The 26,763-nt window shown below is 68.2% G+C and carries 25 protein-coding genes and 1 pseudogene; 14 read left to right on the top strand and 12 right to left on the bottom strand.

What is annotated here, in order from left to right; genetic code table 11:
- Positions 1-354 precede the first annotated feature (354 nt).
- The 3 genes from ACWD11_RS20990 to ACWD11_RS20980 all read left to right on the top strand — a co-directional run bounded on the left by ACWD11_RS20990 (position 355) and on the right by ACWD11_RS20980 (position 2,815).
- Positions 355-1,278: a DUF4231 domain-containing protein gene (locus tag ACWD11_RS20990; protein ID WP_451284693.1), complete on the top strand. Its 924-nt coding sequence runs from the start codon at positions 355-357 to the stop codon at positions 1,276-1,278.
- On the top strand, positions 1,275-1,895 hold the full coding sequence (locus ACWD11_RS20985) for a TIR domain-containing protein (RefSeq protein WP_451284691.1): 621 nt from the start codon (positions 1,275-1,277) through the stop codon (positions 1,893-1,895). The genes ACWD11_RS20990 and ACWD11_RS20985 overlap by 4 nt, the downstream gene beginning before the upstream one ends.
- A gap of 65 nt (positions 1,896-1,960) precedes the next feature.
- Positions 1,961-2,815 (top strand): toll/interleukin-1 receptor domain-containing protein, encoded by an 855-nt coding sequence (locus tag ACWD11_RS20980; RefSeq protein WP_451284689.1) that lies wholly within the window; start codon positions 1,961-1,963, stop codon positions 2,813-2,815.
- A gap of 5 nt (positions 2,816-2,820) precedes the next feature.
- On the opposite strand, the gene ACWD11_RS20975 is transcribed toward ACWD11_RS20980, so the two are convergent.
- Together ACWD11_RS20975 and ACWD11_RS20970 are read right to left on the bottom strand one after the other, a co-directional pair.
- Positions 2,821-3,219, bottom strand: a complete 399-nt coding sequence (locus ACWD11_RS20975) for a hypothetical protein (protein WP_451284687.1) — start codon at positions 3,217-3,219, stop codon at positions 2,821-2,823.
- Between the two features lie 76 nt (positions 3,220-3,295).
- Entirely contained in the window at positions 3,296-3,841 is a 546-nt protein-coding gene (locus tag ACWD11_RS20970) for a RipA family octameric membrane protein (protein WP_451284686.1), read from the bottom strand.
- 229 nt (positions 3,842-4,070) lie between these two features.
- Here ACWD11_RS20970 and rlmN point away from each other — a divergent pair, with 229 nt between their 5' ends.
- The 4 genes from rlmN (at position 4,071) to ACWD11_RS20950 (ending at position 9,137) form a co-directional block, all read left to right on the top strand.
- Positions 4,071-5,177, top strand: a complete 1,107-nt coding sequence (gene rlmN / locus ACWD11_RS20965; protein ID WP_389414722.1) for a 23S rRNA (adenine(2503)-C(2))-methyltransferase RlmN — start codon at positions 4,071-4,073, stop codon at positions 5,175-5,177.
- A gap of 221 nt (positions 5,178-5,398) precedes the next feature.
- The gene (locus tag ACWD11_RS20960) at positions 5,399-6,481 is read left to right on the top strand and encodes a thiamine ABC transporter substrate-binding protein (protein WP_451284684.1); all 1,083 of its coding nucleotides are present in this window, start codon (positions 5,399-5,401) and stop codon (positions 6,479-6,481) included.
- Between the two features lie 35 nt (positions 6,482-6,516).
- Positions 6,517-8,118 (top strand): ABC transporter permease, encoded by a 1,602-nt coding sequence (locus ACWD11_RS20955; protein WP_451284879.1) that lies wholly within the window; start codon positions 6,517-6,519, stop codon positions 8,116-8,118.
- A complete protein-coding gene (locus tag ACWD11_RS20950; RefSeq protein WP_389414720.1) occupies positions 8,118-9,137 on the top strand; it encodes an ABC transporter ATP-binding protein in 1,020 nt (339 codons plus the stop codon). The genes ACWD11_RS20955 and ACWD11_RS20950 overlap by 1 nt, the downstream gene beginning before the upstream one ends.
- 66 nt (positions 9,138-9,203) lie before the next feature.
- On the opposite strand, the gene ACWD11_RS20945 is transcribed toward ACWD11_RS20950, so the two are convergent.
- The 7 genes from ACWD11_RS20945 to ACWD11_RS20915 all read right to left on the bottom strand — a co-directional run bounded on the left by ACWD11_RS20945 (position 9,204) and on the right by ACWD11_RS20915 (position 15,902).
- Entirely contained in the window at positions 9,204-9,896 is a 693-nt protein-coding gene (locus tag ACWD11_RS20945; RefSeq protein WP_389414719.1) for an LAETG motif-containing sortase-dependent surface protein, read from the bottom strand.
- A gap of 150 nt (positions 9,897-10,046) precedes the next feature.
- Positions 10,047-11,168 (bottom strand): LOG family protein, encoded by a 1,122-nt coding sequence (locus ACWD11_RS20940; protein WP_451284682.1) that lies wholly within the window; start codon positions 11,166-11,168, stop codon positions 10,047-10,049.
- A gap of 26 nt (positions 11,169-11,194) precedes the next feature.
- Positions 11,195-11,602, bottom strand: coding sequence for a VOC family protein (locus ACWD11_RS20935; protein WP_389415603.1), 408 nt, complete (start codon positions 11,600-11,602; stop codon positions 11,195-11,197).
- A gap of 119 nt (positions 11,603-11,721) precedes the next feature.
- A complete protein-coding gene (locus ACWD11_RS20930; RefSeq protein WP_451284680.1) occupies positions 11,722-13,071 on the bottom strand; it encodes a hypothetical protein in 1,350 nt (449 codons plus the stop codon).
- Entirely contained in the window at positions 13,053-13,793 is a 741-nt protein-coding gene (locus tag ACWD11_RS20925; protein WP_389414716.1) for an ABC transporter ATP-binding protein, read from the bottom strand. The genes ACWD11_RS20930 and ACWD11_RS20925 overlap by 19 nt, the downstream gene beginning before the upstream one ends.
- Before the next feature lie 194 nt (positions 13,794-13,987).
- A complete protein-coding gene (locus tag ACWD11_RS20920; RefSeq protein ID WP_451284678.1) occupies positions 13,988-15,352 on the bottom strand; it encodes an aspartate aminotransferase family protein in 1,365 nt (454 codons plus the stop codon).
- A gap of 19 nt (positions 15,353-15,371) precedes the next feature.
- Complete coding sequence (locus ACWD11_RS20915) at positions 15,372-15,902, bottom strand: Lrp/AsnC family transcriptional regulator (protein WP_389414714.1); 531 nt, start codon at positions 15,900-15,902, stop codon at positions 15,372-15,374.
- 171 nt (positions 15,903-16,073) lie between these two features.
- Here ACWD11_RS20915 and ACWD11_RS20910 point away from each other — a divergent pair, with 171 nt between their 5' ends.
- Entirely contained in the window at positions 16,074-17,513 is a 1,440-nt protein-coding gene (locus ACWD11_RS20910) for a gamma-aminobutyraldehyde dehydrogenase (RefSeq protein ID WP_389414713.1), read from the top strand.
- 67 nt (positions 17,514-17,580) lie between these two features.
- On the opposite strand, the gene ACWD11_RS20905 is transcribed toward ACWD11_RS20910, so the two are convergent.
- Positions 17,581-18,273: a glycerophosphodiester phosphodiesterase gene (locus ACWD11_RS20905; RefSeq protein ID WP_451284676.1), complete on the bottom strand. Its 693-nt coding sequence runs from the start codon at positions 18,271-18,273 to the stop codon at positions 17,581-17,583.
- Between the two features lie 8 nt (positions 18,274-18,281).
- A pseudogene (locus ACWD11_RS20900) lies at positions 18,282-19,438 on the bottom strand (adenosine deaminase); the annotation flags it as partial.
- Between the two features lie 61 nt (positions 19,439-19,499).
- On the opposite strand from ACWD11_RS20900, the gene ACWD11_RS20895 reads away from it, so the two are divergent.
- The gene (locus ACWD11_RS20895; RefSeq protein ID WP_389414711.1) at positions 19,500-20,186 is read left to right on the top strand and encodes a DUF4190 domain-containing protein; all 687 of its coding nucleotides are present in this window, start codon (positions 19,500-19,502) and stop codon (positions 20,184-20,186) included.
- A gap of 68 nt (positions 20,187-20,254) precedes the next feature.
- On the opposite strand, the gene ACWD11_RS20890 is transcribed toward ACWD11_RS20895, so the two are convergent.
- Positions 20,255-20,809 carry an NADAR family protein gene (locus ACWD11_RS20890; RefSeq protein WP_389414710.1) on the bottom strand — a complete coding sequence of 185 codons (555 nt, stop codon included), beginning with the start codon at positions 20,807-20,809 and terminating at the stop codon, positions 20,255-20,257.
- Between the two features lie 211 nt (positions 20,810-21,020).
- Here ACWD11_RS20890 and ACWD11_RS20885 point away from each other — a divergent pair, with 211 nt between their 5' ends.
- From ACWD11_RS20885 to ACWD11_RS20865, 5 genes are read left to right on the top strand one after another with little or no spacing between them, the layout of a single operon-like run.
- Positions 21,021-22,556 carry a gamma-aminobutyraldehyde dehydrogenase gene (locus ACWD11_RS20885; RefSeq protein ID WP_451284673.1) on the top strand — a complete coding sequence of 512 codons (1,536 nt, stop codon included), beginning with the start codon at positions 21,021-21,023 and terminating at the stop codon, positions 22,554-22,556.
- A 51-nt stretch (positions 22,557-22,607) separates the two neighbouring features.
- Complete coding sequence (locus ACWD11_RS20880) at positions 22,608-23,855, top strand: polyamine ABC transporter substrate-binding protein (RefSeq protein WP_451284671.1); 1,248 nt, start codon at positions 22,608-22,610, stop codon at positions 23,853-23,855.
- Positions 23,852-25,009, top strand: a complete 1,158-nt coding sequence (locus tag ACWD11_RS20875) for an ABC transporter ATP-binding protein (protein WP_389414707.1) — start codon at positions 23,852-23,854, stop codon at positions 25,007-25,009. The genes ACWD11_RS20880 and ACWD11_RS20875 overlap by 4 nt, the downstream gene beginning before the upstream one ends.
- On the top strand, positions 25,009-25,938 hold the full coding sequence (locus tag ACWD11_RS20870) for an ABC transporter permease (protein WP_451284670.1): 930 nt from the start codon (positions 25,009-25,011) through the stop codon (positions 25,936-25,938). The genes ACWD11_RS20875 and ACWD11_RS20870 overlap by 1 nt, the downstream gene beginning before the upstream one ends.
- The gene (locus ACWD11_RS20865; RefSeq protein ID WP_389414705.1) at positions 25,939-26,739 is read left to right on the top strand and encodes an ABC transporter permease; all 801 of its coding nucleotides are present in this window, start codon (positions 25,939-25,941) and stop codon (positions 26,737-26,739) included. It abuts the gene before it with no gap.
- Positions 26,740-26,763: the final 24 nt, after the last annotated feature.

Here is a 26,763-nt window from a genome sequence, read left to right as displayed (position 1 = left end):
CCTCCTGTCTTCGCCCCGGCTGGCCGCGCCCGGCGGCGCGCTCGGCGGCAGCGGGCATGAAGGTGGGAGACACCCTCTGTGGCTGGGGCGGTCGGCTCCACGGCTTTAAGGCAGCCACTTTGGGGCGAGCCTCTAAGATCATGGCCCCAACGTCGTGCTTTAACGGGCAGGTCCACAGACTGCCCGACTCGCCGGAAGCTTACGGGGCCATGATCACTCGCCCCAAAGCAGCTCCAGCCCAAAGCCGCTCCACCGACCTAGTCGTTAGTCAACCTAAGCAACACGAACCCCTGACACGGCATCGTGTCTCGATCTAGAGTGTGCCAAAGATGAGACTTAGCGGTCGGAGTGCGAGTGGCTCAACATGCGCATGCATTGCTCCCAGACGATATGCCGGCAGTGCAGCGCGCTGCGGACCTTGCCTCTCTTGAAGGCCAGAGATCGTACCTGCGGTGGACTCGATGGCGGCTCTACTTTGTTATTGCGGCAGCAGTAGCTGGAGTATTCACGGGAAGCACCGACGGCGAGGGTCGGAAAGCCCTTATCGTTGCGTCGCTAGTATTTTTCTTGCTAGCTCTCGCAACTGAGATTGTCTTGCTTTCTACCCGCCCTGAGGAAACGTGGTATCACGGACGAGCTGTAGCCGAATCAGCAAAGACTTTGGCCTGGAAGTTTGCGGTTTGTGCCGATCCTTTTCCGCGGACCATGTCGCGAGCAGATGCTGAGAGGCTGCTAAATCAGCAACTTAGCGATATTGTCGCCGAGTCGCCGATTCTGGCAGATTACAGCTCCACCGGCTCTGAGCAAGTGAGCACCAAAATGAAAGACCTTCGTGATGCGAGTCTGCAAACACGGAAGAGCGCATATACCGAAGGTCGGGTTGATGATCAGAAGGCATGGTATTCGAAGAATGCCAGAAGAAATGAGAAAAGCTCTCTTTTGTGGCGTTGCATCCTACTAGCACTCGAAGTTCTTGGTGCCGTGAGTGCGCTGCTGATGCTCGTGGACGCCACATCGATCGAATTTGGGAGCGCGTTGGCGGCTGGTGTAGCTGCGGGTGGAGCTTGGATCGAAGTTAAACAATTTGACAACTTGGCCAGCGCATACGCGCTTACCGCTACGGAACTCGCTCTTGTTCGGTCGGCGGCCCAACCGGTGGACGACGAAGGGCCCTGGTCGGCTTACGTAAATTCCGCGGAACAAGCCATTAGTCGAGAGCACACGATGTGGCTTGCCCGCAGAGTGCGTACACGGATGGTACGAAGGGAAACGAGATGAACTCGTTGAACCAATACTTCGCCAATGAGAGTGCCAAACAGGAACTGCGCAAGATCACGCAGCTCTACGCGAATTCGAGAGATTCAGCAACCCGACACAAATGCTTCATTAGCTACCACGGGGCGGATGCGCAAGAGGTTCTTTCGTTCGTTACGAAATATGAGAGTGTCCTCATTCCTCGTGTCATCGGAATCACGGAGGAAGATCCTGCGATCAGCAGTGATGATACCGAGTATATTATGGACACAATTCGAGATAAGTACCTTGCCGATTCGACCGTTACGATTGTGATGGTAGGAGCGTGTACATGGTCTCGGAAGTTCATTGACTGGGAAATTTACAGCTCTTTGCGTCGAGACCGGGTGAATCGGCTAAATGGCTTGATGGGAATCCAGCTACCCAGCGCAGCTGTGTCTAATGCACAAGTTCCCTCAAGGCTGGGGGAGAATCTCAAAAAAGCAGGCGATAGTGACGCTTATGCGCGTTATTGGAGTTACCCTACAAGTGAAAGTTCCCTTCGTGATCTTATCGAAGATGCCTTCGTGGCAAGAAAGAAGCGGGACTCCCTCATTCGCATTGGCGGGCCGCGAAAGCTGCGAAACTCTTCTTGTCCTTAGCCGCATTTAGTTCGGCAGACCAGGGCTGCTTGAATTGCCGACCTCATCTTGGAGCCTAGTGCACCGTGAAGATCGCGTTTTTCTTGAATGGGTCTGAACCGACATTCCGGATCATGTCAATTCTTGCCGAAGTCGCCCGCGACATGGGATTCGACAGCGATTATGTTGATCCAGATGTATCGCTGCACGGAAACCATGAGCGGGTGCGTCCTGGAGACGTCGCAGTGCTGGATATCACGAGAGCTGCCCTGCGGCAAGCAGTGGAGCTGGGCTCACTCCGTGAAGCCGGTGTGCGCGTGGTTCTAATCGCGGCGTCGAGCCTTGAGATCCCTGGAGACCTGTCTGGGTACAGGACCCTCATATACGGCAACTCGCTAGCCGACAGCCAGGGGCTAATCCATACTTTCAGGCGTGAACTCCGCGCTTTGGAAGAGAAGCCAGACGCCGACCCTTCCGGATGGTCAAGCGACGAAAAGGGTAATAGGGTATTCATTAGCTACAGTCACACGGACGAACAGTATTTGCGAAGACTGCTAGTGCATCTCCGCCCCCTTGACAGGCAAGGCATGATTAACGTCTGGTCTGATCAGAGGATCGACGTAGGTGATCCCTGGCGCGAGAAAATCGAAGAAGCACTCGAAGGGGCGCGCATCGCAGTTTTGCTGATATCCGCCGACTTTTTGGCCTCCGATTTCATCGTCAACGACGAACTCCCCCCGTTGCTTGCAAAGGCTCAAGGGCATGGAACTCGGATTCTCCCGGTCATCATCAAGGCGTGTCGTTTCGTCCGTGACCCACAGCTGTCCAAATTTCAGGCTGCTAACAATCCGAAAAAGCCTTTGGCTGGTATGGCTGAACACGAGCAAGAAGTGGTCTACGACAGGGTTGCTGAAGCGATTGAAAATGTCGTCCAGCCATGACCGCGTCACTTAATTGCAAGGTTCCCTGAGGGGTCGGACTGCATGGTTTGCAGAATTTGGTCCAGAATCGCAGTGTAGTGTTCTAGGTTTTGATATTCACGGACTGAATTTCTGCCAAATGCTTGATGGATTGGAGTTCCGGATTTGGCGATCAGCGAGACGCGGGCGCCTAGCGCCTGAGCTAGACCGAGTTCGTAATAGCAGCTCGGCCGCTCAAATGTGAGGTCGGCGATTACCATCACTGACTTTCTGATATCTGTCGAGGCGGCTGCGAGATCAAACTCCATCCCTTCCTCGGGCAGTCCACGGTCCAATGGAAAATGAACCGCTAGATCAAAAGCGCGGGCTGCCTCGTTTAGCCGCACCCTTTTCTGGCCGTACTCGCTATCGGACGACACTGGCATGATCGAGTAAATGTATCGCATTATTGCTTACTTTTCTTGGTTTCCTGTAGCGACTGGCCTAATAGAGATGGTTGCTTTACTGGCTGATGAGTGAAGACGTCAATACTGAACAAAACACCAAGGCGAAGATCGCCCCAAAGGCGCGCGGAATGAAACGTTCGGCACTGGATGAGCGTAGGCCGCGAACGAAACTATTTGACACGGCAGACTGAAGTGCATCAGCTCTCGAAAGCTCCTGCCATTCCTTTTCGAAACAGTTGAACGATTTTGCTTGTGACGGGCCGTGAGGTCCGTCGAAAATGACTTGCGGTGCCATATTGTTCAAAATCTCGAATTTTGCCGTATTCAGCGCCTTAAAATCGTCGATCTGCTTCAGCCAGTAGAAACACATGAAACATCCGTTGGCGCTCAATATGGACGCTCCAGCGACACCGGTTAAAAGGAAGGATCTATGCGAGAATGCCCATCCGAGGGAAATGCCAATGGCCACAAGGGTCGCCGTAAGGATGGAATAGTTCCAACGGTTCATGGCTAGGCGTCGCTCGGTGACACGTTCCGCCGACTCGTAGTACAGCCGATACTCGTCGAAAGATACGGGAGGTGGTGAGGGCAGGGACTTCATGGATACCCCCCAACTGATCATTTGACTGGTGACTTGGGATGGTAGCGGTCTTCACAGCTGCCTACCTGAGGACGCATTAGATCGGTGGAATGATCTCGCCTTGCGCCCGCTCGGGCCGTCCTTGGGCCGTCCGAGGCCGACCAACGGCGACAGTCGGCACCCACAGGTGACCACCCCCACCCCGCTCTGGCCTGGGCTCCGGGCGATGATCTGCCACACTGGAAGGGTTATGCCAAAGCCCGGAGAACTCACATTCGTCGCCCCCCGCGGAGCCAAGAAGCCGCCGCGGCATCTTGCTGATCTTTCGCCCGCCGAGCGTAAGGACGCCGTCGCTGCGGTCGGGGAGAAGCCGTTTCGTGCCAAGCAGCTCTCGCAGCACTACTTCGCGCGGTACACCCACGACCCCGAGCAGTGGACCGACATCCCGGCCGCGGCGCGCGGCAAGCTGCGCGAGGAGCTGTTCCCCGAGCTGATGACGGTCGTGCGGCATCTGTCGACCGACCAGGGGACCACCCGCAAGACGCTCTGGCGGCTGTTCGACGGGACGCTCGTCGAGTCGGTGCTGATGCGGTATCCGGACCGGGTGACCATGTGCATCAGCTCGCAGGCCGGCTGTGGCATGAACTGCCCGTTCTGCGCGACCGGGCAGGCCGGGCTCGACCGGAATCTGTCCACCGCCGAGATCGTGCATCAGATCGTCGACGGGATGCGGGCGCTGCGGGACGGGGAGGTGCCCGGTGGGCCCGCCCGGCTGTCCAACATCGTCTTCATGGGGATGGGCGAGCCGCTCGCCAACTACAACCGGGTCGTGGGCTCCATCCGGCGCCTCACCGACCCCGAGCCGGACGGGCTGGGGCTGTCGCAGCGCGGGATCACCGTCTCCACCGTCGGTCTGGTCCCGGCGATCCACCGGTTCTCCGACGAGGGCTTCAAGTGCCGGCTCGCGATCTCGCTGCACGCCCCCGACGACGAGCTGCGCGACACCCTCGTCCCGGTGAACACCCGCTGGAAGGTCCGCGAGGTGCTGGACGCGGGGTTCGAGTACTCCGCGAAGTCCGGGCGCCGGCTGTCCATCGAGTACGCGCTGATCCGGGACATCAACGACCAGGCCTGGCGGGGCGACCGGCTCGGGCGGCTGCTCAAGGGCAAGCCCGTGCATGTGAACCTGATCCCGCTGAACCCGACCCCGGGCTCGAAGTGGACCGCTTCCCGGCCCGAGGACGAGAAGGCGTTCGTCGAGGCCATCGCGGCACACGGGGTGCCGGTGACGGTCCGGGACACCCGGGGCCAGGAGATCGACGGGGCGTGTGGTCAGCTCGCGGCCACCGAGCGGTAGTGTGCGCGCGGTAGTCTGATCGTCGTACGTACATCTTCATATTCCGACAGGGGAGCGCCACAGCGCTGAGAGTGCGGGACAGGCCGCAGACCCTCTGAACCTCGCCCAGGTCATTCTGGGTAGGGAGATCGGTCGTCACTCGAGCTGTTGCGCCCTGCCCGGACTCTTGGGAGGTCCGGGCAGGGCCGCGTCTCTTCCTGGTCCACTCCAGGAGGAATTCAGTGAGCATCACCAAGAAGGCCACCGTCATGGCCGTCGGACTCGGCCTCGTCACGCTCTCGGCGTGCGGGTCCTCCGACGACGACCAGGGGTCCGGCGGCGCCGCCAGGACCGTCACCCTGGTCAGCCACAACTCGTGGGCCGTGTCCAAGGAGGTCCTCGCGGACTTCGAGAAGAGCTCCGGGTACCAGGTCAAGGTCCTGGAGGACGGCGACGCCGGGCAGGCCGTCAACAAGGCCATCCTGACCAAGGACAACCCGCAGGGCGACGTCTTCTTCGGCGTCGACAACACCCTGCTGTCCCGCGCGCTCGACAACGGGCTCTTCCAGCCGTACGAGGCGAAGGGCCTCGACCGGATCGACGCCACGTTCCAGCTCGACCGGGACGAGCACCGGGTCACCCCGGTCGACTACGGCGACATCTGCGTCAACTACGACAAGAAGTACTTCGAGGACCGTGACCTGGCCCCGCCGTCGACCCTCGACGACCTGGCCGAGCCCGCGTACAAGAACCTCCTCGTCACCGAGAACGCCTCCACCTCCTCGCCCGGCCTCGGCTTCCTGCTCGGCACCGCCGCGCGCTACGGCGACGACGGCTGGCCGGAGTACTGGAAGAAGCTCAAGGCCAATGGCGTCAAGGTGGTCGACGGCTGGGAGCAGGCCTACAACGAGGAGTTCTCCGGCTCCGCCGGCGGCAAGGCGGCCAAGGCCGACCGGCCGCTCGTGGTGTCGTACGCCTCCTCGCCGCCCGCCGAGGTGATCTACGGCGACCCGAAGCCGGCCACCGCTCCCACCGGCGTCGCCGAGGGCACCTGCTTCCGGCAGATCGAGTTCGCGGGCCTGCTCGGCAACGCGAAGAACAGCGAGGGCGGCAAGGCGCTGATCGACTTCCTGATCAGCAAGAAGTTCCAGGAGGACATGCCGCTGAACATGTTCGTCTACCCCGTGGTCGAGGAGGCGGACGTGCCCGCGGAGTTCACCGAGCACGGGCCCGCGGCCAAGAAGCCCTTGACCATGGACCCCGCGAAGATCGCCGACCACCGCGACGAGTGGGTCAAGTCGTGGACCTCGCTCGTACTGAAGTAGCCGGCCGGCGCCGGCACGCGGCGCGGCTGGGCCTGATGGCCCTGCCCGTCGCGTTCTTCGGCGTCTTCTTCGCCTACCCCGTCGCCGCGATCGTCGCCCGCGGCCTGCGGGTCGACGGGGTCTGGCAGCTCGACCGGATCGCGGACGTGCTGACCCAGCCGGACGTCCGGCACGTTCTGTGGTTCACCACCTGGCAGGCGCTCGCCTCCACCGCGCTGACCCTGCTGCTCGCGCTGCCCGCCGCCTATGTCTTCGCCCGCTTCGACTTCCCCGGCAAGCAGATCCTGCGGGCGGTGGTGACGGTGCCGTTCGTGCTGCCGACGGTCGTCGTCGGTACGGCCTTCCTGGCGCTCGTCGGACGCGGCGGACTCCTCGACGAGCTGTGGGGCCTGCGGCTGGACACGACGGTGTGGGCGATCCTGCTGGCGCACGTCTTCTTCAACTACGCCGTGGTCGTCCGCACCGTCGGCGGGCTCTGGGCGCAGCTGGACCCGCGGCAGGAGGAGGCGGCGCGGATGCTCGGCGCGTCCCGCCGGCGGGCCTGGCGGACGGTGACGCTGCCGGCGCTCGGGCCGGCCGTGGCCGCCGCCACCCTGATGGTCTTCCTGTTCACCTTCACCTCCTTCGGTGTCGTGCAGATCCTCGGCGGCCCGACCTTCTCCACCCTCGAAGTGGAGATCTACCGCCAGACCTCCGAGATCTTCGACCTGTCCACGGCCGCGGTCCTCACGCTCGTCCAGTTCGCGGCCGTCGGCGCGATCCTCGCCCTGCACGCCTGGACCGTACGGCGCCGGGAGACCGCCCTGCGCCTGGTGGACGCCTCGCTGACCGCACGCCGGCCGCGCGGGGCCGGGCAGTGGGCGCTGCTGGCCGGGGTCCTCGCCACCATCGCCGTGCTGCTCCTGCTGCCGCTCGCCGTGCTGGTGCAGCGGTCCCTGGGCGCCCCCGGGCTCGGCTACTACCGGGCGCTGACCTCGGCCGACGGCGGGGTCTTCCTGGTCCCGCCTATCGAGGCGATCGGCAACTCGCTGTCGTACGCCGTGGTCGCCACCGCCATCGCCGTACTGGTCGGAGGTCTCGCCGCCGCCGCGCTGACCCGGCGGGACGCGGGCCGGTTCGTTCGCGGGTTCGACGCGCTGCTGATGCTGCCGCTCGGGGTCTCCGCGGTGACCGTCGGGTTCGGGTTCCTGATCGCCCTGGACGAGCCGCCGCTGGATCTGCGGGCCACCTGGATCCTGGTGCCGCTCGCGCAGGCGCTGGTCGGCGTGCCGTTCGTGGTACGGACCATGCTGCCGGTGCTGCGGGCCGTCGATCACCGGCTGCGGGAGGCGGCGGCCGTGCTCGGGGCGTCGCCGTGGCGGGTGTGGCGGGAGGTGGACCTGCCGATGGTGCGGCGGGCGCTGCTGATCGCGGCCGGGTTCGCCTTCGCGGTGTCGTTGGGGGAGTTCGGGGCGACCGTGTTCATCGCGCGGCCCGACAATCCGACGCTGCCGGTCGCGGTGGCCAAGCTGCTCGGGCGCGCCGGGCAGCTCAACTACGGCCAGGCGATGGCCCTTTCGACGATTCTGATGGTGGTGTGCGCGGTGGCGCTGCTGGTGCTGGAGCGGCTGCGGACCGATCGGACGGGGGAGTTCTGATGCTGCTGAGCCTGGAGAACGCGACCGTGCGGTTCGGCGGGCGGGCCGTGCTCGACGCCGTGGATCTGGCGGTGGCCGAGCACGAGGTGGTCTGTGTCCTCGGGCCCAGCGGCTGCGGCAAGTCGACGCTGCTGCGGGCGGTGGCCGGACTCCGGCCGCTGGACGCCGGGCGGGTGTCGCTCGACGGGCGTGACCAGGGCGGCGTGCCCGCGCACCGGCGGGGGGTGGGGCTGATGTTCCAGGACCATCAGCTCTTCCCGCAGCGGGACGTGGGCGGCAATGTCGCCTTCGGGCTGCGGATGCACGGGGCGTCGAAGCGTCAGCAGGCCGAACGGGTGCGGGAGTTGCTCGACCTCGTCGGGCTGCCGGGTGCCGAAGGCCGGGCCGTCGCCGCGCTCTCCGGCGGGGAGCAGCAGCGGGTGGCGCTGGCCCGGGCGCTGGCGCCCAGTCCCCGGCTGCTGATGCTCGACGAGCCGCTCGGCCAGCTCGACCGCTCGCTGCGGGAGCGACTGGTCGTCGAACTGCGGGAGCTGTTCAGCGAGTTGGGCACGACCGTGCTGGCCGTGACGCACGACCAGGGGGAGGCCTTCGCGCTCGCCGACCGGGTGGTGGTGATGCGGGACGGGCGGATCGCCCAGTCCGGTACGCCGCTGGAGGTGTGGCAGCGGCCGGCCGACGAGTTCGTGGCCCGCTTCCTCGGCTTCGACAACGTGGTCCCCGCCGCGGTCTCCGGGCAGGCCGCCGACACCCCCTGGGGCAAGCTGCCGGTGCCCGACGACACCGCCGAGGGCAGCCGCACGCTCCTCGTCCGGCCCGCCGGGGTCCGCCTGGTCGCGGCCGACCAGGGCCTGCCCTGCACGGTGGCCGCGCGCACCTTCAAGGGCACCCATGTCGCCGTACACCTGCAGCCCGAGGGCGCGCCCCGGCTGGAGGCGGCGTGCGCGCTGCGGGAGGCGCCGGAGGTGGGGGACCGGGTCGGGGTGGAGTTCGACGCGGCCGACATCGTGGTGCTCGGCTGACCGGCCCGATCGCGGGGGAGCGGGCCCCCGTCCGGTACGGCCCGGACGATGGCCCGCTCCGGGGGTTCAGCGGGAGCCGCGCCTGCGCAGGCCGAGGAAGACCGCGCCGCCGCCGATCGCGACCAGCGCGACCGCGATGCCCGCGATCAGGCCGGTGTTGGAGTCGGCGCCGGTCTCGGCGAGGTTGGACTCACCGGCCGGGGTCGGGACGTTGCTGGAGGTGTCCGCCGGGGCGGTGCTGTCGCCCTCGGAGGGCGCGGGGGCCGGGGTCTCCTCGGCCGGGGCGGAGGCCGACGGCGTCGGTGTCGCGCTGTCCGACGGAGTCGGCGCCGGGGTGTCGGTGTCCTCCTTCTTGCAGGCCGTGGCCGGGGTCGTCAGGTTGGGCTTGATGTCCTCGTCGACATAGCCCGCGGCCTTGACGTGGATGCGGTACTCGGCGTTCGGCTTCCAGTTCTCGGCGAAGGTGATGGTGACGCCCTCGCGCGAGCCCTCGACCACCTGCTCGCCGACCTTCTTCAGGTCGGCGCCGTTGTTCTGGAGGTAGACGCTGACGGTGGCGGGGACACCGCCGGGGTCCACGTCGGTGACGGTGATGACACCGTTGTCACCATCGCACTTCGCTTCGGCGGAGAAATCCTTGATGTCGCACGCGAACGCGTTGCCGCCGAGACCGAGCACGAGCGCGGCCGAGGCGGAGGCGATGCCGAGCACGCGCGCGGAACGGGCGAGGGGTCGGCGGGGTATGGACAGGACTGCCACGTTGGTCCTTCACATGTTGCGCATATGCGGGGGGTTGAGGGAGCGCAGACGCACCGGCATCTCCACTCCCCGGAGGCTCACAGGTTTATAAGTGCCGCGTAAGCAGTGTCAACGCATATGCCGGACAAGGGCCTTGGCTTTGCCCTCTTATTAACCGCCGAGACGTTTCAACGCCTGCGGGGCCTCCTCGATCCGGTCGACCAGGGCGATCCGGGACTCCATCGACCGCTCCCGCGCGAGCGCCTGCAGCAACGGCCAGGCCGGCAGCTTCTGAGTCCAGTGCGCGCGGTCGACCAGCACCATCGGGGTGGGCTCGCCGCGCGACTCGTAGTAGTTCGGCGTGGTGTTGTCGAAGATCTCCTGCACGGTGCCGGCGGCGCCGGGCAGGAAGACCACGCCCGCGTTGCAGCGGGCCAGCAGGCCGTCCTCGCGGGTGGCGTTGGCGAAGTACTTGGCGATGTGCGCCGCGAAGGCGTTGGGCGGCTCATGGCCGTAGAACCAGGTCGGGATGCCGATGGAGCCGCCGCCCTTGGGCCAGCGGGCGCGGACCTCGAAGGCCGCGGTCGCCCAGGCGGTGACCGAGGGGGTGAACATCGGTTCCTTGGCGAGGAGTCGGAGCGCCTCGGTGAGCATGGTGTCGTCGTGCGGGGCGGCGTACGCGCCGAGGTTCGCCGCCTCCATCGCGCCCGGGCCACCGCCGGTGGCGACCGTGAAGCCCTCGCGGGTCAGCTCCCGACCGAGGCGGGCCGCACCGGCGTACGCCTGCGTGCCGCGGGCCATCGCGTGGCCGCCCATCACCCCCACCACCCGGGCACCGCGCAGGAGTTCGTCGAGGGCGTCGGAGACGGCGTCGTCATGGATCGAGCGGAGCATCGACGCGAAGATGTCGCCGTCCGCCTTGGTCTGCTGGAACCAGGCGTACGCGAGGGCGTCGGGGGTCTGTTCATAGCCCCGGTCCAGCCCGGCGAACAGCCCGTCGGGGGAGTAGAGCAGGCCGCGGTACGGGTCGAAGGGGAGGTCCGGTACCGGCGGGAAGACCATGGCGCCGTCCGCGCGGATCTTCACGGCCGCGTCCTCGCGCATCGGGCAGCCGAGGAAGACGGCGCCCGCCGTGTCCGTGGCGAGCAACTCCCGGGTCCGGTCGGTCAGATCGACGGCCTGGATCCGGAATCCGGCGAGGGTGCCGCGGGCCGAGACGGTGGCGTCGAACTCCTGGAGCGTCTCGATCTCACGGTCGTCGTGGTGGGCCGCATGGGCGGGCATCGTCTGCACGCGCCCATGCTAGACACGGCGACTGCTCAGCCCTCGACCGCGGCGGGGTCCATCCATACGACCTCCCAGCTGTGGCCGTCGAGGTCGTCGAAGCCGCGGCCGTACATGAAGCCCATGTCCTGGACCTTCTCGGAGGCGGTGCCGCCGGCCGCGACCGCCTTCTCCACCAGCTCGTCGACCTTCTCGCGGCTCTCGGCGCTCAGGCAGATCAGCACCTCGCTGGTCTTCGTGGCGTCCGCGATCTCCTTGTCGGTGAAGGTCGAGTAGAACGGCTTGGTGAGGAGCATCGCCACGATGGTCTCGCTGATCACGACACTCGCCGCGTTCTCGTCGCTGAACTGGGCGTTGATCGAGTAGCCCAGGTCCGTGAAGAACTTCTTCGAGGCGTCGAGGTCGGCGACGGGCAGGTTCACGAAGATCATCTGCTGGTACATCGGGGTCTCTCCCATTCGGTGTCGGTCTGTTCGATGGGGTAGACCGGGGGGCCGGGCGGAACTCATCGCGGTCCGGTGATTTTTTCCGTACGGATTTCTGGTGCCGGTTCCGCGACCGCTCAGCGGGCCAGCGGCAGCGCCGCCAGCTCGGCGACGATCAGGGTGAGCGGGCCGAAGACGGCCAGCAGCGCGCCCGCGCGCAGGGCGGCGGCGCCGCGCAGGGCCGTGGGCGGGGCGCCGAGGCGGAGCAGGGCGGCCGTGGTGTCGGCGCGGGCCTGCCGTGCTTCCACGGCGGCGGTGAACAGGGTGGCCACCGCGCAGCCGGTGACCACGCTCGCGCCGAGGGTGGTGAGCGGGCCCAGCGAGCGTCCGTCCGCCGCGGGGTCGTGCAGGACGGCCAGGGCGTACCCGGCGGAGGCGACGGCGCAGACGATCCCGAGGGGGCGGCCGATCCTGGTGGCCTCCTCCATGAGGACCCGGCCGGCCAGGAGGCGCAGGGCGCCGGGGCGGAGCGTCTGGAGCAGCCGGCCGCACAGATGGGTGAGTCCCGGGCCGGCCAGGGCGAGGCCGACCGCGGTCAGCGCCCAGCCGACGAGGACGGCGGCGGGGCCCGTGGGAAGGCCCGACGGCATCCTGGTGGCGTTCGTGGTGGCCGCGCTGGCGTACGCCTCCACGGCCAGGCCCGCGGCGAGGACGGCGGTGCCCCAGGGCAGGCCGGAGGGCGTAGCCGTGGCCTGCGGGGCCTGCGGGATCGAGGCCGGCGCAGTCTCCTCGCCCGACCGCGCCCGCGGGGTGCCGCCGGTCTGCGTGCCGGGAGCCGCCCCGGCCGCCCGGCCGCCCGTGGCCTGGCGGAACCGTGCGCCGAACCGCCCGTACGCGCCGAACGTCTCCCGCTCCGCCGAGCTGCTCCGGGCCCCGAACCGGCCGTAGCGCCGGAGCCCTTCTCCCGCGAGCCGTGCCTCTCTCGGCCGGAGCGTCAGGGCCACTGCCAGGGACGCCGCCGCCGGTACCAGGGACAGCAGGGTCAGCGCCGCCGGGAGGGGCAGGGGCTGCGTCGCCGCCAGGAAGTCCGCCGCCGCGCCGTCGAAGGGCATGCCCGTCAGGTCGCCGCGCAGGTGGAGGAAGAACAGCAGCGCGAGCATGGACCCGAGCAGGGTCGACAGGGCTGTCGTCGTCACCGAGATGGCCACCAGGCGGACCGGGCCCAGACCGATCGCCGACAGACCGGGGCGGGGGCGGGTGCCCGGGTCGGTGCGGGCCACCGCCACCGCGAAGTGGACGGTCGCCGCCAGCGGCGCCGCGCACCAGGTCAGGCGGAGGAAGGACGCGCCGGGGGAGCCGGGGTGGGTCATCGCGTGGCCCAGGGTGCACAGGAGCAGAAACCCCGTGCCCGCCGACGCCGTCGCCACCAGCAGACGGCGCAGTTGTACGGCGGGGTGGGCGCGGCGGCTCAGGCGGAGAGCGAGCACGCGGCCCGGCCTTCCGCTTCGGCCATCGGGGGCAGGTGCACCGTGTTCACGCGGCGCCCGTCCAGCAGGGACACCGTGCGGTCGGCCAGGGCCGCGGTCTCGGAGTCATGGGTCGCCAGGACCACCGTGATGCCGTGCGAGCGGGCCGCCGTCGTGAGCGTGCGCAGGACGTGCGCGCGGTCGGCGCGGTGCAGCGGCGCCGTCGGTTCGTCCGCGAACAGGACCGTGGGCGCCGGGGCCAGCGCGCGGGCGATGCAGACCCGCTGGCGCTGCGCCTGGGTCAGCTCCCGCGGGCGCTTGCGGGCGCTGTCACCGATGTCGAGGCGCTCCAGCCACTCCAGGGCGGCCGTCTTGGCGCGGCGGCGGCCGGTGCCGCGCAGCATCAGCAGCAGGGCGGCGTTCTCCCAGACGTTGAGCTCGGGGACCAGTACCGGCTCGGGGTCGATCCAGCCGAAGCGGTCGCGGCGCAGCCGTTCGCGGCCGACGGGGCCCAGGGTGTGCACCGGGGCGCTGTTGAAGAAGATCTCGCCGCGCTGCGCCCGTGTCTGGCCGGAGAGGCAGCGCAGGAGCGTCGACTTGCCGCTGCCGCGGGGCCCGCTGACGGCGAGGATCTCGCCCTCGCGGACGCCGAGCGAGACACCGCCGAGCGCGGGCGAGCCGTCGGGGTGGGTGAAGTGCAGGGCACGGGCCCAGAGCACATCGTTGTCGGGCGGGGCCTCCATGCGCGTACCACCTCGTTCTGATCCGTTTTCCCTGCCGTGGTCCCCCGTGCGGGGGAACGACAGCAGGGCCGATCGGTTACCAGGCACGCTAAGGATCCCGGGACAGGAGCCCGGACAGCACGCGGCCCGGGGTGCGCCCTTCTCACTCGGATGGGTGCACCCCGGGCCGTACGGGCGGCTCGGCCTTTCGAGGGCTAGAGCTTCGTCCACGCCTCCGTCAGCGTCGCGCGCAGGATCTGCTCGATCTCGTCGAACGTCTCCTGGTTGGAGATCAGCGGCGGGGAGAGCTGGATGACCGGGTCGCCGCGGTCGTCGGCACGGCAGTACAGGCCGTTGTTGAAGAGCTCCTTGGAGAGGAAGTTGTAGAGCACGCGCTCGGTTTCCTCGTCGGTGAAGGACTCCTTGGTGTGCTTGTCCTTGACCAGCTCGATGCCGTAGAAGAAGCCGTTGCCGCGGACGTCGCCGACGATCGGCAGGTCGTACAGCTTCTCCAGCGTGGCGCGGAAGGCGCCCTCGTTGTCGAGCACGTGCTGGTTGAGGCCCTCGCGCTCGAACAGGTCGAGGTTGGCGACGCCGACCGCCGCGGAGACCGGGTGGCCGCCGAAGGTGTAGCCGTGCAGGAAGGTGTTGTCGCCCTTGTAGAACGGCTCGGCCAGGCGGTCGGAGATGATGCAGGCGCCGATCGGGGAGTAGCCCGAGGTCATGCCCTTGGCGCAGGTGATCATGTCCGGGACGTAGCCGAACTTGTCACAGGCGAAGGTCTTGCCCAGCCGGCCGAAGGCGCAGATGACCTCGTCCGAGACGAGCAGCACGTCGTACTGGTCGCAGATCTCGCGCACCCGCTGGAAGTAGCCGGGCGGGGGCGGGAAGCAGCCGCCGGCGTTCTGCACGGGCTCCAGGAACACCGCGGCGACGGTCTCCGGGCCCTCGAAGAGGATCTGCTGCTCGATCTGGTCGGCGGCCCAGCGGCCGAAGGCCTCCGGGTCGTCGCCGAAGAGCGGGGCGCGGTAGATGTTGGTGTTCGGGACCTTGTGCGCGCCCGGGACCAGCGGCTCGAAGGGGGCCTTCAGGGCCGGCAGGCCGGTGATGGACAGGGCGCCCTGCGGGGTGCCGTGGTAGGCGACCGCGCGGGAGATGACCTTGTACTTGGTCGGCTTGCCGGTCAGCTTGAAGTACTGCTTGGCGAGCTTCCAGGCGGTCTCGACCGCCTCGCCGCCACCGGTGGTGAAGAAGACCTTGTTGAGGTCGCCGGGGGCCTCGTTCGCCAGGCGCTCGGCCAGCTCGACGGCCTTGGGGTGGGCGTAGGACCAGACCGGGAAGAAGGCGAGCTCCTGCGCCTGCTTCATGGCGGTCTCGGCCAGCTCCTGGCGGCCGTGGCCTGCCTGGACCACGAACAGGCCCGCGAGCCCGTCGAGGTAGCGCTTGCCCTTGTCGTCGTAGATGTAGGTGCCCTCGCCCCGGACGATCGTGGGGACGGGGGAGTTCTCGTACGAGGACATGCGGGTGAAGTGCATCCACAAGTGGTCGTACGCGGTCTGGCTGAGGTCCTTGGTGCTCACGGTTATCGGGTCCTCACGGCTATCGGGTTCCCCACATGTAGGTCTGCTTCTTGAGCTTCAAGTAGACGAAGCTCTCGGTGGAGCGCACTCCGGGGATGGCTCGGATACGGCGGTTGATGACGTCCAGCAGGTGGTCGTCGTCCTCGCAGACAATCTCCACCATCAGGTCGAAGGAGCCCGCTGTCATCACGACGTACTCGCATTCGGGCATCGCGGTGAGCGCGTCGGCCACGGACTCCACGTCGCCCTCGACATGGATGCCGACCATCGCCTGGCGACGGAAGCCCACGGTGAGCGGGTCCGTGACGGCGACGATCTGCATCACGCCCTGGTCGAGCAGCTTCTGGACGCGCTGGCGCACGGCCGCCTCGGAGAGGCCCACGGCCTTGCCGATGGCGGCGTACGGCCGGCGGCCGTCCTGCTGGAGCTGTTCGATGATGGCGAGGGAGACGGCGTCCAGGTGCGGCGAGCTGCCGTTCCTGGATTCGCGGGGGGACTCACGAGAGTCCCGGGGGTCTGCGCTTCGACTGGCCACGACCTCACTGTGCACGAGGTCTCGATAGTTTCGCAAGGTCCAGGCGATGAAATTCGTTGTTTACGTGTGTGAGTCCTGCGGATTTCGCAGTTCGCGTGGGATCAGGGGTGTTGAAAACGTCGGCTTGCCGATTAGGGTGGGTGTCTCAGCAATCGGACAGTAGAACCCCTGAACAGGAGGCCGGCAGTGAGCACCGAGCTGCGTCGTCTGCGCAACTACATCGACGGTGAGTTCCGGGACGCCGCCGACGGACGGACCACCGAGGTGGTCAACCCCGCGACGGGCGAGGCGTACGCGACCGCGCCGCTGTCCGGGCAGGCGGACGTCGACGCCGCCATGGAGGCCGCCGCCCGCGCCTTCCCCGCCTGGCGCGACACCACCCCCGCCGAGCGCCAGAAGGCCCTCCTGAAGATCGCGGACGCGTTCGAGGAGCGTGCCGAGGAGCTCATCGCGGCCGAGGTGGAGAACACCGGCAAGCCGATCGGACTGACCCGGTCCGAGGAGATCCCGCCGATGGTGGACCAGATCCGGTTCTTCGCCGGCGCGGCCCGCATGCTCGAGGGCCGCTCGGCCGGTGAGTACATGGAGGGGATGACCTCCATCGTCCGTCGCGAGCCGGTGGGCGTCTGCGCGCAGGTCGCGCCGTGGAACTACCCGATGATGATGGCCGTATGGAAGTTCGCGCCGGCCATCGCGGCGGGCAACACCGTCGTGCTGAAGCCGTCGGACACCACCCCGGCCTCGACCGTCCTGATCGCCGACATCATCGGCTCGATCCTGCCCAAGGGCGTCTTCAACGTCGTCACCGGCGACCGGGACACCGGCCGCCTGATGGTCGAGCACCCGATCCCGGCGATGGCCTCCATCACCGGCTCGGTCCGCGCCGGCATGTCGGTCGCCGAGTCCGCGGCCAAGGACCTCAAGCGGGTCCACCTGGAGCTGGGCGGCAAGGCGCCGGTCGTCGTCTTCGAGGACACCGACATCGCCAAGGCCGTCGAGGACATCTCCGTCGCGGGCTTCTTCAACGCCGGCCAGGACTGCACGGCCGCCACCCGCGTCCTGGTCCAGGAGTCCATCCACGACGAGTTCGTGGCCGCGCTCGCCAAGGCCGCCGCCGAGACGAAGACGGGTCAGCCGGACGACGAGGACGTGCTCTTCGGCCCGCTGAACAACCCCAACCAGCTCAAGCAGGTCTCCGGCTTCATCGAGCGGCTGCCCGCGCACGCCAAGGTCGAGGCCGGCGGTCAGCGGGTCGGCGACAAGGGCTACTTCTACGCGCCGACCGTCGTCTCCGGGCTCAAGCAGGACGACGAGATCATCCAGAACGAGGTCTTCGGGCCGGTCATCACCGTCCAGTCCTTCTCGGACGAGGCGCAGGCCGTCGAGTGGGCGAACGGCGTGGACTACGCCCTCGCCTCCTCGGTGTGGACCAAGGACCACGGGCGGGCGATGCGGATGTCGAAGTCGCTGGACTTCGGCTGCGTCTGGATCAACACGCACATTCCGCTGGTCGCGGAGATGCCGCACGGCGGCTTCAAGAAGTCCGGCTACGGCAAGGACCTCTCGGGGTACGGCTTCGAGGACTACACGCGGATCAAGCACGTGATGACGTCGCTGGACGGCTGACGGCTGGTCTCCGCGGTTTCGTTTCGCACCAGGGGTGCCGGGAGAAGTCCCGGCACCCCTGGTGTCGTCAGGCGTTCCCGCGGCGGGCGGCGAGGAGGGTGTCGATGCGGTTCGTGGTGATCGAGTCGACGCCCAGGGCGATCAGCCGGCGCATCGAGCGGCGGGTGTCCGGGGTCCAGACCGACAGCAGGTGCCCGCCCCGGTGGACGCGCTCCGCGAGGGCCCGGTCGACCAGGCCGAAACGGTAGTTGAGCCAGCGCGGCCGCACCGCCTCCAGCAGCGCGGGCCGCGGCGGTGCCAGCGTCGTCCAGGTCAGAGCGATCTCGGCGGCCGGATCGGCGGCGCGCACCGCGAGCATGGCGGGGGCGCCGGCGCAGTAGTACACGCGGTCCGAGGCGCCCGCCTCCCGTACGGCGTCCACGATCCGGCGGGCGGCGCGCAGGTCCGGCCGGCCGGGCAGGTCGAGCATCACCCGGTGACCGTCGGTCGCCGCCAGCGCCTCGGCCAGCGTCGGCACTTTGCCGCCCGTGTGTCCCAGCACCTCGTCCGCCGACAGGGAGCACAGCGGGCGGTCCAGCTCCCACAGCCGCTTCAGCGACTCGTCGTGCAGCAGGACGGGCGTGCCGTCCCGGGTCAGGCGTACGTCGACCTCCACGGCGTCGGCGCCCCTGCTGAGCGCCGAACGCAGCGAGTCGAGCGTGTTCTCCCGGAACCGATAGGGGTCGCCGCGGTGGGCGACCGCGGTCACCTCGGTGGTCATCGGGGCGGTCAGGGGGCGAGCCAGGCGGCGGTGTACGCGTCGATCTCGTCCTTGACGCGGGCCTTGCCGGGCTCGTCGAGGAAGGACGCGTCGACCGCGTTGTGCGCGAGTGCGGCCAGGCCGCGCTCGTCGAGCTCCAGCAGGCGGGCGGCCACCGCGTACTCGGTGTTGAGGTCGGTGCCGAACATCGGCGGGTCGTCGGAGTTGATCGTGACCACGACACCCGCCCGGACGAAGTCCTTGACCGGGTGCTCGTCGAGGGTGCGTACCGCGCGCGTGGCGATGTTGGAGGTCGGGCACACCTCCAGCGGGATCCGGTGCTCGGCGAGGTGGGTGAGCAGCTTCGGGTCCCGCGCGGAACTCGTGCCGTGCCCGATGCGCTCGGCGCCCAGATGCGTCAGGGCGTCCCACACCGTCTCCGGGCCCGTGGTCTCACCGGCGTGCGGCACGGAGTGCAGGCCCGCGGCGATGGCCCGGTCGAAGTACGGCTTGAACTGCGGCCGCGGCACGCCGATCTCGGGGCCGCCGAGCCCGAACGACACCAGGCCCTCGGGGCGCAGCCGGTCGTCGGTGGCGAGCCGCACGGTCTCCTCGGCGGAGTCGAGCCCGGCCTCGCCGGGGATGTCGAAGCACCAGCGCAGTACGGTCCCGAACTCGGCCTCGGCCGCCTTGCGGGCGTCCTCGATCGCGTCCATGAAACCGCGCTCGTCGATGCCGCGGCGGGTGGAGGAGAAGGGGGTGATGGTCAGCTCGGCGTAGCGCACCTGCTGCCGGGCCAGGTCCCGGGCCACCTCGTACGTCAGCAGACGTACGTCCTCCGGGGTGCGGATCAGGTCGACGACGGACAGATACACCTCGATGAAGTGGGCGAAGTCCGTGAAGGTGAAGTAGTCGACCAGGGCCTCGGGGTCGGTGGGCACCTTGGAGTCGGGGTGGCGGGCGGCCAGCTCGGAGACGATGCGCGGGGAGGCGGAGCCGACGTGGTGCACATGGAGTTCGGCCTTGGGCAGTCCGGCGATGAAGGCGTGCAGGTCGCGCGTGGCGCCCGCGAGGCCGGCGGCGGTGCGGTCGGTCAAGGTTCCTCCCCGGGAACGGCGTCCCCGGCCGGGTTGCGGCGGGACGCGGGTGATCGGCTGATCGGTGACTCGGGATCATCGTAGGCCGGGGCCGCGGGGTCCGGGGCCGCGCCGTAGCATGACGGGAGGCAGACAGAGGGGGGCCCGCGCATGTCCGAGGACACGCCGCCGCGGCGCGAACCGCAGCACCCGTCGGGACACGGGCCCGCGCGTGAGGTCCGGCTGGACAAGGGACCGGAGGCGTCCGCGCCCGAGCCGAACCCCTGGGCACCGCCGTCGGCGGACGGTCCCGGGAACACGGTGGCCTCGTCGTCGGGGACCTGGTCGGCGCCCTCGGTTCCGTCGGCGCCCTCCGTGCACGATCAGCAGACGGTGGCCTCCATGCCGGGCGCCGGCGCGCCGGGCCCGCAGCAGCCGTGGCCCGCTCCGGCGAACCCCTTCGCGGCTCCGGGTGCCTCCTACGGCCAGGGCGGGCCGGTCCCTCCGCCGCCCATCGCCCCGGACGGCCCCGGACAGCTGCCCTACGGCTACCCGGGCGGATACGGCTACCCGGGCGGGGAGTACGCCTGGCCCGGTATGCAGCCCGCGCCGATGCCGAGCAACGGCATGGGCACGACCGCGCTGGTGCTCGGGATCATCTCGGCGGCGGTGTTCTGCCTGTGGCCGGTGGCCATCCTGCTCGGCATCCTGGCGCTGATCTTCGGCCTGATCGGCCGGGGCAAAACCCGCCGGGGCGAGGCGACCAACGGCGGCCAGGCCCTGGCCGGGGTGATCTGCGGCGCCGCGGGCATCGTCCTCGGCTGCGCCATGCTGGCCTTCGTGATCGCTACGCGGTAGGGGGTGCGGGAGCTGCTGCGGGGGCCGTCAGGCCTCGCGGCCCGTACCTCCATCCCGTACATCCGCCCCTACCCCCGCAACCGCTCCCGCGCCTCCATCAGCGCGAAGCCCAGCAGGTTCGGACCCCGCCACCGCTCCGGGTTCATCGCCCCGTCGTCGGTCGCCGCGAGGCCGATGCCCCAGACCCGGTCCACCGGGCTCGCCTCCACCAGGACCCGCCGACCCGTACCCAGCAGGAAGCCGCGCAGCGCCTCGTCCGACGCGAACTTGTGCACGCTGCCCTCGACCACGATGCCGAACCGCTCGCGCGCCCATGTCTCCTCGTCGAAACCGCGCACCAGCCGCCCGGCGTTCTTCGCCTCCGAGGGGTGCCCGGCCGCCAGGATCCGGCGCTCGGCGTCGGGGTCGCCGAACAGCCGGGCCTTGCCGGCCATCATCCAGTGCTCGGCCGTCGCGTACCGCACGCCGTCCACGGTGAACGGCGACGGCCACCACTGACTCAGACAGCTCGCGCCGACCCGGCCGTCAGTTCTCGGCCGATGGCCCCAGAAGTGCAGATACTTGATATCCGCCCCCGCGCGGACCTCCCTGACCAGGGCATCCAAAGAATCGATCTTTCCCATGCACGCGAGTCTGGCAGGCACCACGGACACTCCGTCCTGGCTTTTTCGCGTTCACTCGACACCTGGTCGACAGATTCCGTCGCGTAACCAAAAGGCAACAACGGAATCCCTTGTTGGAGTGCTATTGCTCTGTCAGGATCGGCACTCAAATCGAGCTGGAGCTACGCCACCCGCCCCCGTGGACAGCGGGGCGAAGGCGGAGGAGAGCGACATGCACAACCCGGGCAACGCCACCCCGGAACGATTCCCCGCATCCGAGCGCTTCGCGGCCGGTGCGCAGTACATCGCGGGCCGCTTCACCCAGGGCACCTCGGGCCGCACCCACGCGGTCGTCGACCCGGCAACCGGGGAGGAGGTACTCAGCTACGAGCTGGCCGGCCCGGCCGACGTGGACGCCGCCGTCGCCGCCGCCCGCGCCGCCTTCCCGGCCTGGTCCGGAGCCACCCCCGGCGAGCGTTCCGAGGCGCTGCACAAGCTGGCGGCCGTGCTCGCCGACCGGGCGGAGGAGTTCGCCCGCGCCGAGTCCCTCCAGTGCGGCAAGCCGCTGAAGCTCACCCGTGAGTTCGACGTGCCGGGCACCATCGACAACACCGCGTTCTTCGCGGGTGCCGCCCGGCACCTCCAGGGGCAGTCCGCCGGTGAGTACTCCGGCGACCACACCTCGTACGTCCGCCGGGAACCCATCGGCGTGGTCGGGTCGATCGCCCCCTGGAACTACCCCCTCCAGATGGCCGCCTGGAAGATCCTCCCGGCCATCGCCGCGGGCAACACCATCGTGCTCAAGCCGGCCGAGCTGACCCCGCTGACCTCGCTGCTCTTCGCCGAGGCCTGCACCGAGGCGGGGATCCCCGACGGTGTCGTCAACATCGTCACCGGCGCGGGCAAGGAGGCGGGCGAGCACCTCGTCGGGCACCCCGACGTGGCCATGACCTCCTTCACCGGGTCCACCGCCGTCGGCAAGCGGGTCGCCGAGATCGCCACCGCCACCGTGAAGCGGATCCACCTGGAGCTCGGCGGCAAGGCACCCTTCGTCGTCTTCGACGACGCCGACCTGGAGGCCGCCGCCAACGGCGCCGTCGCGGGCGCGCTCATCAACACCGGCCAGGACTGCACGGCCGCCACGCGCGCGTACGTGCAGCGGCCGCTGTACGAGGCGTTCGTGGAGCGGACCGCCGCCCTCATGGAAAGCGTCCGGCTCGGCGACCCCTTCGCCGCCGGCACCGACCTCGGCCCGCTGATCTCGCACGTCCAGCGCGACCGGGTCGCCGGGTTCGTCGACCGGGCGCGTGCCTACGCGCGCGTGGTGACCGGCGGGGAGGCCCCGCAGGGGGACCTGAAGCAGGGCGCCTACTACCGGCCCACGCTCGTCGCGGACGCCGCCCAGGACAGCGAGATCGTCCAGTCCGAGATCTTCGGACCCGTCCTGGTCGTCCTCCCCTTCGACACCGACGACGAGGGGCTCGCGCTCGCCAACGACACGCCGTACGGCCTGGCCGCCTCCGCGTGGAGCCGGGACGTCTACCGGGCGAACCGCGCCACCCGGGAGATCCAGGCGGGGTGCGTGTGGGTGAACGACCACATCCCGATCATCAGCGAGATGCCCCACGGCGGCTACAAGGCGTCCGGCTTCGGCAAGGACATGTCAGCCTACTCCTTCGAGGAGTACACGCAGCTCAAGCACGTGATGTTCGACAACACGGCGGTCGCCCGCAAGGACTGGCACCGCACGATCTTCGGGGACCGATAGCAGCCAGGCCGCCTGACCCGCGGCCGCCCCCTCCGAAAGGGCACCAAGCGCATGGAGCAGTACGAGCCCGACCGCCTGTCACCGGCCCAAGTGGCCGCCATGCGGCGCAGCTTCCGCAACGGCAGGGCCGCCCTCAGCCGTCGTTCGCTGCTGCGCGCCTCCACCGGCGGCGCGCTCGCGGTCGGCGGTCTGGGCACGCTGAGCGCCTGCGGCATCCCGGCCGCCGGCAAGACCGAGGGCGAAGTGTCCTCGGACGACCACTCGGCCAAGGAGAAGACAGTCAGCTTCTCCAACTGGACCGAGTACATGGACGTCGACGAGAGCGAGAAGCACCACCCCACGCTCGACACGTTCACCGAGCGGACCGGTATCAAGGTCAAGTACACCGAGGACATCAACGACAACGTCGAGTTCTTCGGCAAGATCAAGCCGCAGCTCGCGGCCGGCCAGGACACCGGGCGCGACCTCATCTGCGTCACGGACTGGCTCGCCGCCCGGCTGATCCGCCTCGGCTGGGTCCAGAAACTGGACCCGGCCAACCTGCCGAACGCCTACGCCAACCTGTCGTCCCAGTTCCGCTCCCCCGACTGGGACCCGGGCCGCTCCTACTCGTACGTATGGCAGGGCATTTCGACCGTCATCGCCTACAACAAGAAGGCGCTGGACGGCGTCGAGGTGAAGACGGTCTCCGACCTGCTCGACAACCCCAAGCTCAAGGGCCGGGTCGGCTTCCTGTCCGAGATGCGCGACAGCATCGGCATGACCCTGCTCGACATGGGCAAGGACCCGGGCGACTTCACCGCCGACGACTACGACGCGGCGATCGCCCGTATCCAGAAGGCCGTCGACAAGGGCCAGATCCGCCGCTTCACCGGCAACGACTACACCTCGGACCTGTCCAGCGGCGACTTCGCCGCCTGTATCGCCTGGGCGGGGGACGTCGTCCAGCTCAAGGCGGACAGCCCGGACATCGACTTCATCATCCCGGACAGCGGTTACGTGACCTCGACCGACAACCTCATGGTCCCCAACAAGGCCCGGCACAAGACGAACGCCGAGCGGCTCATCGACTACTACTACGAGCCGAAGGCGGCGGCCCAGCTCGCCGCGTACATCAACTACGTCTGCCCCGTCGACGGGGTCAGGGAAGAACTGGCCAAGATCGACGAGGACGCGGCGAACAACCCGCTGATCATCCCCGACAAGGCCATGGCCGCGAAGTCCCGCGCCTTCCGCTCGCTGAGTTCGAAGGAAGAGACCGAGTTCGAAACGAAGTTCGCGAAGCTGACGGGGGCGTGACAGACGTGACCACGACGAACGACCACACCGGGGACGTCCGCCTCACCGGCATCAGCAAGACCTACGGCTCCTTCACCGCCGTACACCCGCTGGACCTCACCGTGCCCCAGGGCTCCTTCTTCGCCCTGCTCGGCGCCTCCGGCTGCGGCAAGACCACCACCCTGCGGATGATCGCCGGACTGGAGGAGCCGACCTCCGGCACCGTCTTCCTCGGCGACCAGGACGTGACCCGGCTGCCGCCGTACAAGCGGCCGGTGAACACCGTCTTCCAGTCCTACGCCCTCTTCCCGCACCTCGACATCTTCGAGAACGTCGCCTTCGGTCTGCGCCGGCGCGGCGTCAAGAGCGTGAAGAAGCAGGTCGAGGAGATGCTGGAGCTGGTCCAGCTCGGCGAGCAGGCGCGCAAGAAGCCGCACCAGCTCTCCGGCGGCCAGCAGCAGCGGGTCGCGGTCGCCCGCGCGCTGATCAACCACCCCAAGGTGCTCCTTCTCGACGAGCCGCTCGGCGCCCTCGACCTCAAGCTGCGCCGCCAGATGCAGCTGGAGCTCAAGCGCATCCAGACCGAGGTCGGCATCACCTTCGTGCATGTCACGCACGACCAGGAGGAGGCCATGACCATGGCCGACCGGGTCGCCGTGATGAACGCGGGCCGCGTCGAGCAGCTCGGCGCCCCCGCCGATCTGTACGAGAACCCGAGGACCACCTTCGTCGCCAACTTCCTCGGCACCTCCAACCTCATCGAGGCCGAGGTCGACGCCAGGAGCGGCGACGACATCGTGCTCCGGGCGGGCGGCGGCAAGCTCGTCCTGCCCGAGGCGCGCTGCTCGGCCCCCGCCGCCACCGGCGGCAAGGTGCTGGTCGGCATCCGCCCGGAGAAGATCTCCCTGACGCACGCCGACGACGCCGGTGAGATCCCCGACGGCCGCAACCGCGTCACCGGCACGATCGCCGACGCGTCCTTCATCGGCGTCTCCACGCAGTACGTCATCGACAGCCCGGTCTGCGCCGACCTCTCGGTCTACGTCCAGAACGTCGACCGCGACGCCCGGCTGGTCCCCGGCGCCGAGGTCGTCCTGCACTGGAGCCCCGCCCACACCTTCGGCCTGGACGCCACGCAGGACATCGACGCGGGCATCCAGGAAGAGGCGGTCTGATGGCGACCCTCACCGACGCGCCGCCGCCCCTGGCGCCGCCCGCCCCGAAGAAGAAGCCCCCGCGCAGAAGGGGCCGCTGGACGCCGTACCTGCTGCTGCTGCCCGGACTGGCCTGGCTGCTGGTGTTCTTCGCGCTGCCGATGGTCTACCAGGCGTCCACCTCCGTGCAGACCGGCTCGCTGGAGCAGGGCTACGAGGTCACCTGGCACTTCGCGACCTACTGGGACGCGCTGACCGAGTACTACCCGCAGTTCCTGCGGTCGGTGCTGTACGCCGGTTCCGCGACGATCCTGTGTCTGCTGCTGGGCTACCCGCTGGCGTACCTCATCGCCTTCCGGGCCGGGCGCTGGCGGAACCTGATCATGATCCTGGTGATCGCGCCGTTCTTCACCAGCTTCCTGATCCGCACCCTGGCCTGGAAGACGATCCTCGCCGACGGCGGCCCGGTCGTCGGCGCGCTCAACTCGCTGCACGTGCTGGACGTCACCAGCTGGCTCGGCATGACGGCGGGGGACCGGGTGCTGGCCACCCCGCTGGCGGTGGTGTGCGGTCTGACGTACAACTTCCTGCCGTTCATGATCCTGCCGCTCTACACCTCGCTGGAGCGCATCGACGGCCGGCTGCACGAGGCGGCGGGCGATCTGTACGCCAAGCCGATCACCACCTTCCGGAAGGTCACCTTCCCGCTGTCGATGCCCGGTGTCGTCTCCGGCACGCTGCTGACGTTCATCCCGGCCGCCGGTGACTACGTCAACGCCGATCTGCTCGGTTCCACCGACACCCGCATGATCGGCAACGTCATCCAGTCGCAGTTCCTCAGGATCCTCGACTATCCGACGGCGGCGGCGCTCTCCTTCATCCTGATGTTCGCGATCCTCGTGATGGTGTCGCTGTACATCCGCAAGTCCGGCACGGAGGATCTGGTTTAAATGGCCTTCGTCAACTGGTTCAAGCGCAATCTGGTCGTCCTCGCGGGCCTTTTCACCCTCGGATACCTGCTGCTGCCCAACGTCGTCGTGACGGTGTTCTCCTTCAACGACCCCAAGGGCCGCTTCAACTACGAGTGGCAGAAGTTCTCCACCGACGCCTGGACCGACCCGTGCGGGGTCTCGGGGCTGTGCTCCTCGCTCACCCTCAGCCTCCAGATCGCCTTCTGGGCGACGCTGGGCGCCACGGTCCTCGGCGCGATGATCGCCTTCGCTCTGGTCCGTTACCGGTTCCGGGCGCGCGGCGCGGTGAACTCGCTGATCTTCATGCCGATGGCGATGCCCGAGGTCGTGATGGCCGCCTCGCTGCTCACCCTGTTCCTCAACATGGGCGTCCAGCTGGGCTTCTGGACGATTCTCATCGCCCACATCATGTTCTGCCTCAGCTTCGTGGTGACGGCCGTCAAGGCGCGCGTGATGTCGATGGACCCGCGGCTGGAGCAGGCCGCGCAGGACCTCTACGCCGGCCCGCTGCAGACCTTCCTGCGGGTCACCCTGCCGATCGCGGCGCCCGGCATCGCCGCGGGCGCGCTGCTCGCCTTCGCGCTCTCCTTCGACGACTTCATCATCACCAATTTCAACGCGGGCTCGACCGTCACCTTCCCCATGTTCGTCTGGGGCTCGGCCCAGCGCGGAACGCCCGTGCAGATCAATGTCATCGGTACCGCCATGTTCGTCATCGCCGTACTCCTCGTCCTGACCTCCATGGTCATCACCAACCGCCGCACCAAGCGCAAGGCATGAACGCAGTCGTAGGGAGTTGAAATC

This window comes from Streptomyces sp. NPDC002776 (genome assembly GCF_053592195.1).
The sequence above is the reverse complement of the archived record's forward strand: the minus strand, read 5'-3'. Positions and strand labels throughout refer to the sequence as shown.

Bases quoted from the DNA above. Each gene is read 5' to 3' on its own strand.
- ACWD11_RS20985 (WP_451284691.1), top strand. From the start codon at position 1,275: ATGAACTCGTTGAACCAATACTTCGCCAATGAGAGTGCCAAACAGGAA.
- ACWD11_RS20975 (WP_451284687.1), bottom strand. From the start codon at position 3,219: ATGCCAGTGTCGTCCGATAGCGAGTACGGCCAGAAAAGGGTGCGGCTA.
- ACWD11_RS20970 (WP_451284686.1), bottom strand. From the start codon at position 3,841: ATGAAGTCCCTGCCCTCACCACCTCCCGTATCTTTCGACGAGTATCGG.
- rlmN (WP_389414722.1), top strand. From the start codon at position 4,071: ATGCCAAAGCCCGGAGAACTCACATTCGTCGCCCCCCGCGGAGCCAAG.
- ACWD11_RS20955 (WP_451284879.1), top strand. From the start codon at position 6,517: ATGGCCCTGCCCGTCGCGTTCTTCGGCGTCTTCTTCGCCTACCCCGTC.
- ACWD11_RS20950 (WP_389414720.1), top strand. From the start codon at position 8,118: ATGCTGCTGAGCCTGGAGAACGCGACCGTGCGGTTCGGCGGGCGGGCC.
- ACWD11_RS20935 (WP_389415603.1), bottom strand. From the start codon at position 11,602: ATGTACCAGCAGATGATCTTCGTGAACCTGCCCGTCGCCGACCTCGAC.
- ACWD11_RS20925 (WP_389414716.1), bottom strand. From the start codon at position 13,793: ATGGAGGCCCCGCCCGACAACGATGTGCTCTGGGCCCGTGCCCTGCAC.
- ACWD11_RS20905 (WP_451284676.1), bottom strand. From the start codon at position 18,273: ATGACCACCGAGGTGACCGCGGTCGCCCACCGCGGCGACCCCTATCGG.
- ACWD11_RS20895 (WP_389414711.1), top strand. From the start codon at position 19,500: ATGTCCGAGGACACGCCGCCGCGGCGCGAACCGCAGCACCCGTCGGGA.
- ACWD11_RS20890 (WP_389414710.1), bottom strand. From the start codon at position 20,809: ATGGGAAAGATCGATTCTTTGGATGCCCTGGTCAGGGAGGTCCGCGCG.
- ACWD11_RS20885 (WP_451284673.1), top strand. From the start codon at position 21,021: ATGCACAACCCGGGCAACGCCACCCCGGAACGATTCCCCGCATCCGAG.
- ACWD11_RS20880 (WP_451284671.1), top strand. From the start codon at position 22,608: ATGGAGCAGTACGAGCCCGACCGCCTGTCACCGGCCCAAGTGGCCGCC.
- ACWD11_RS20870 (WP_451284670.1), top strand. From the start codon at position 25,009: ATGGCGACCCTCACCGACGCGCCGCCGCCCCTGGCGCCGCCCGCCCCG.
- ACWD11_RS20865 (WP_389414705.1), top strand. From the start codon at position 25,939: ATGGCCTTCGTCAACTGGTTCAAGCGCAATCTGGTCGTCCTCGCGGGC.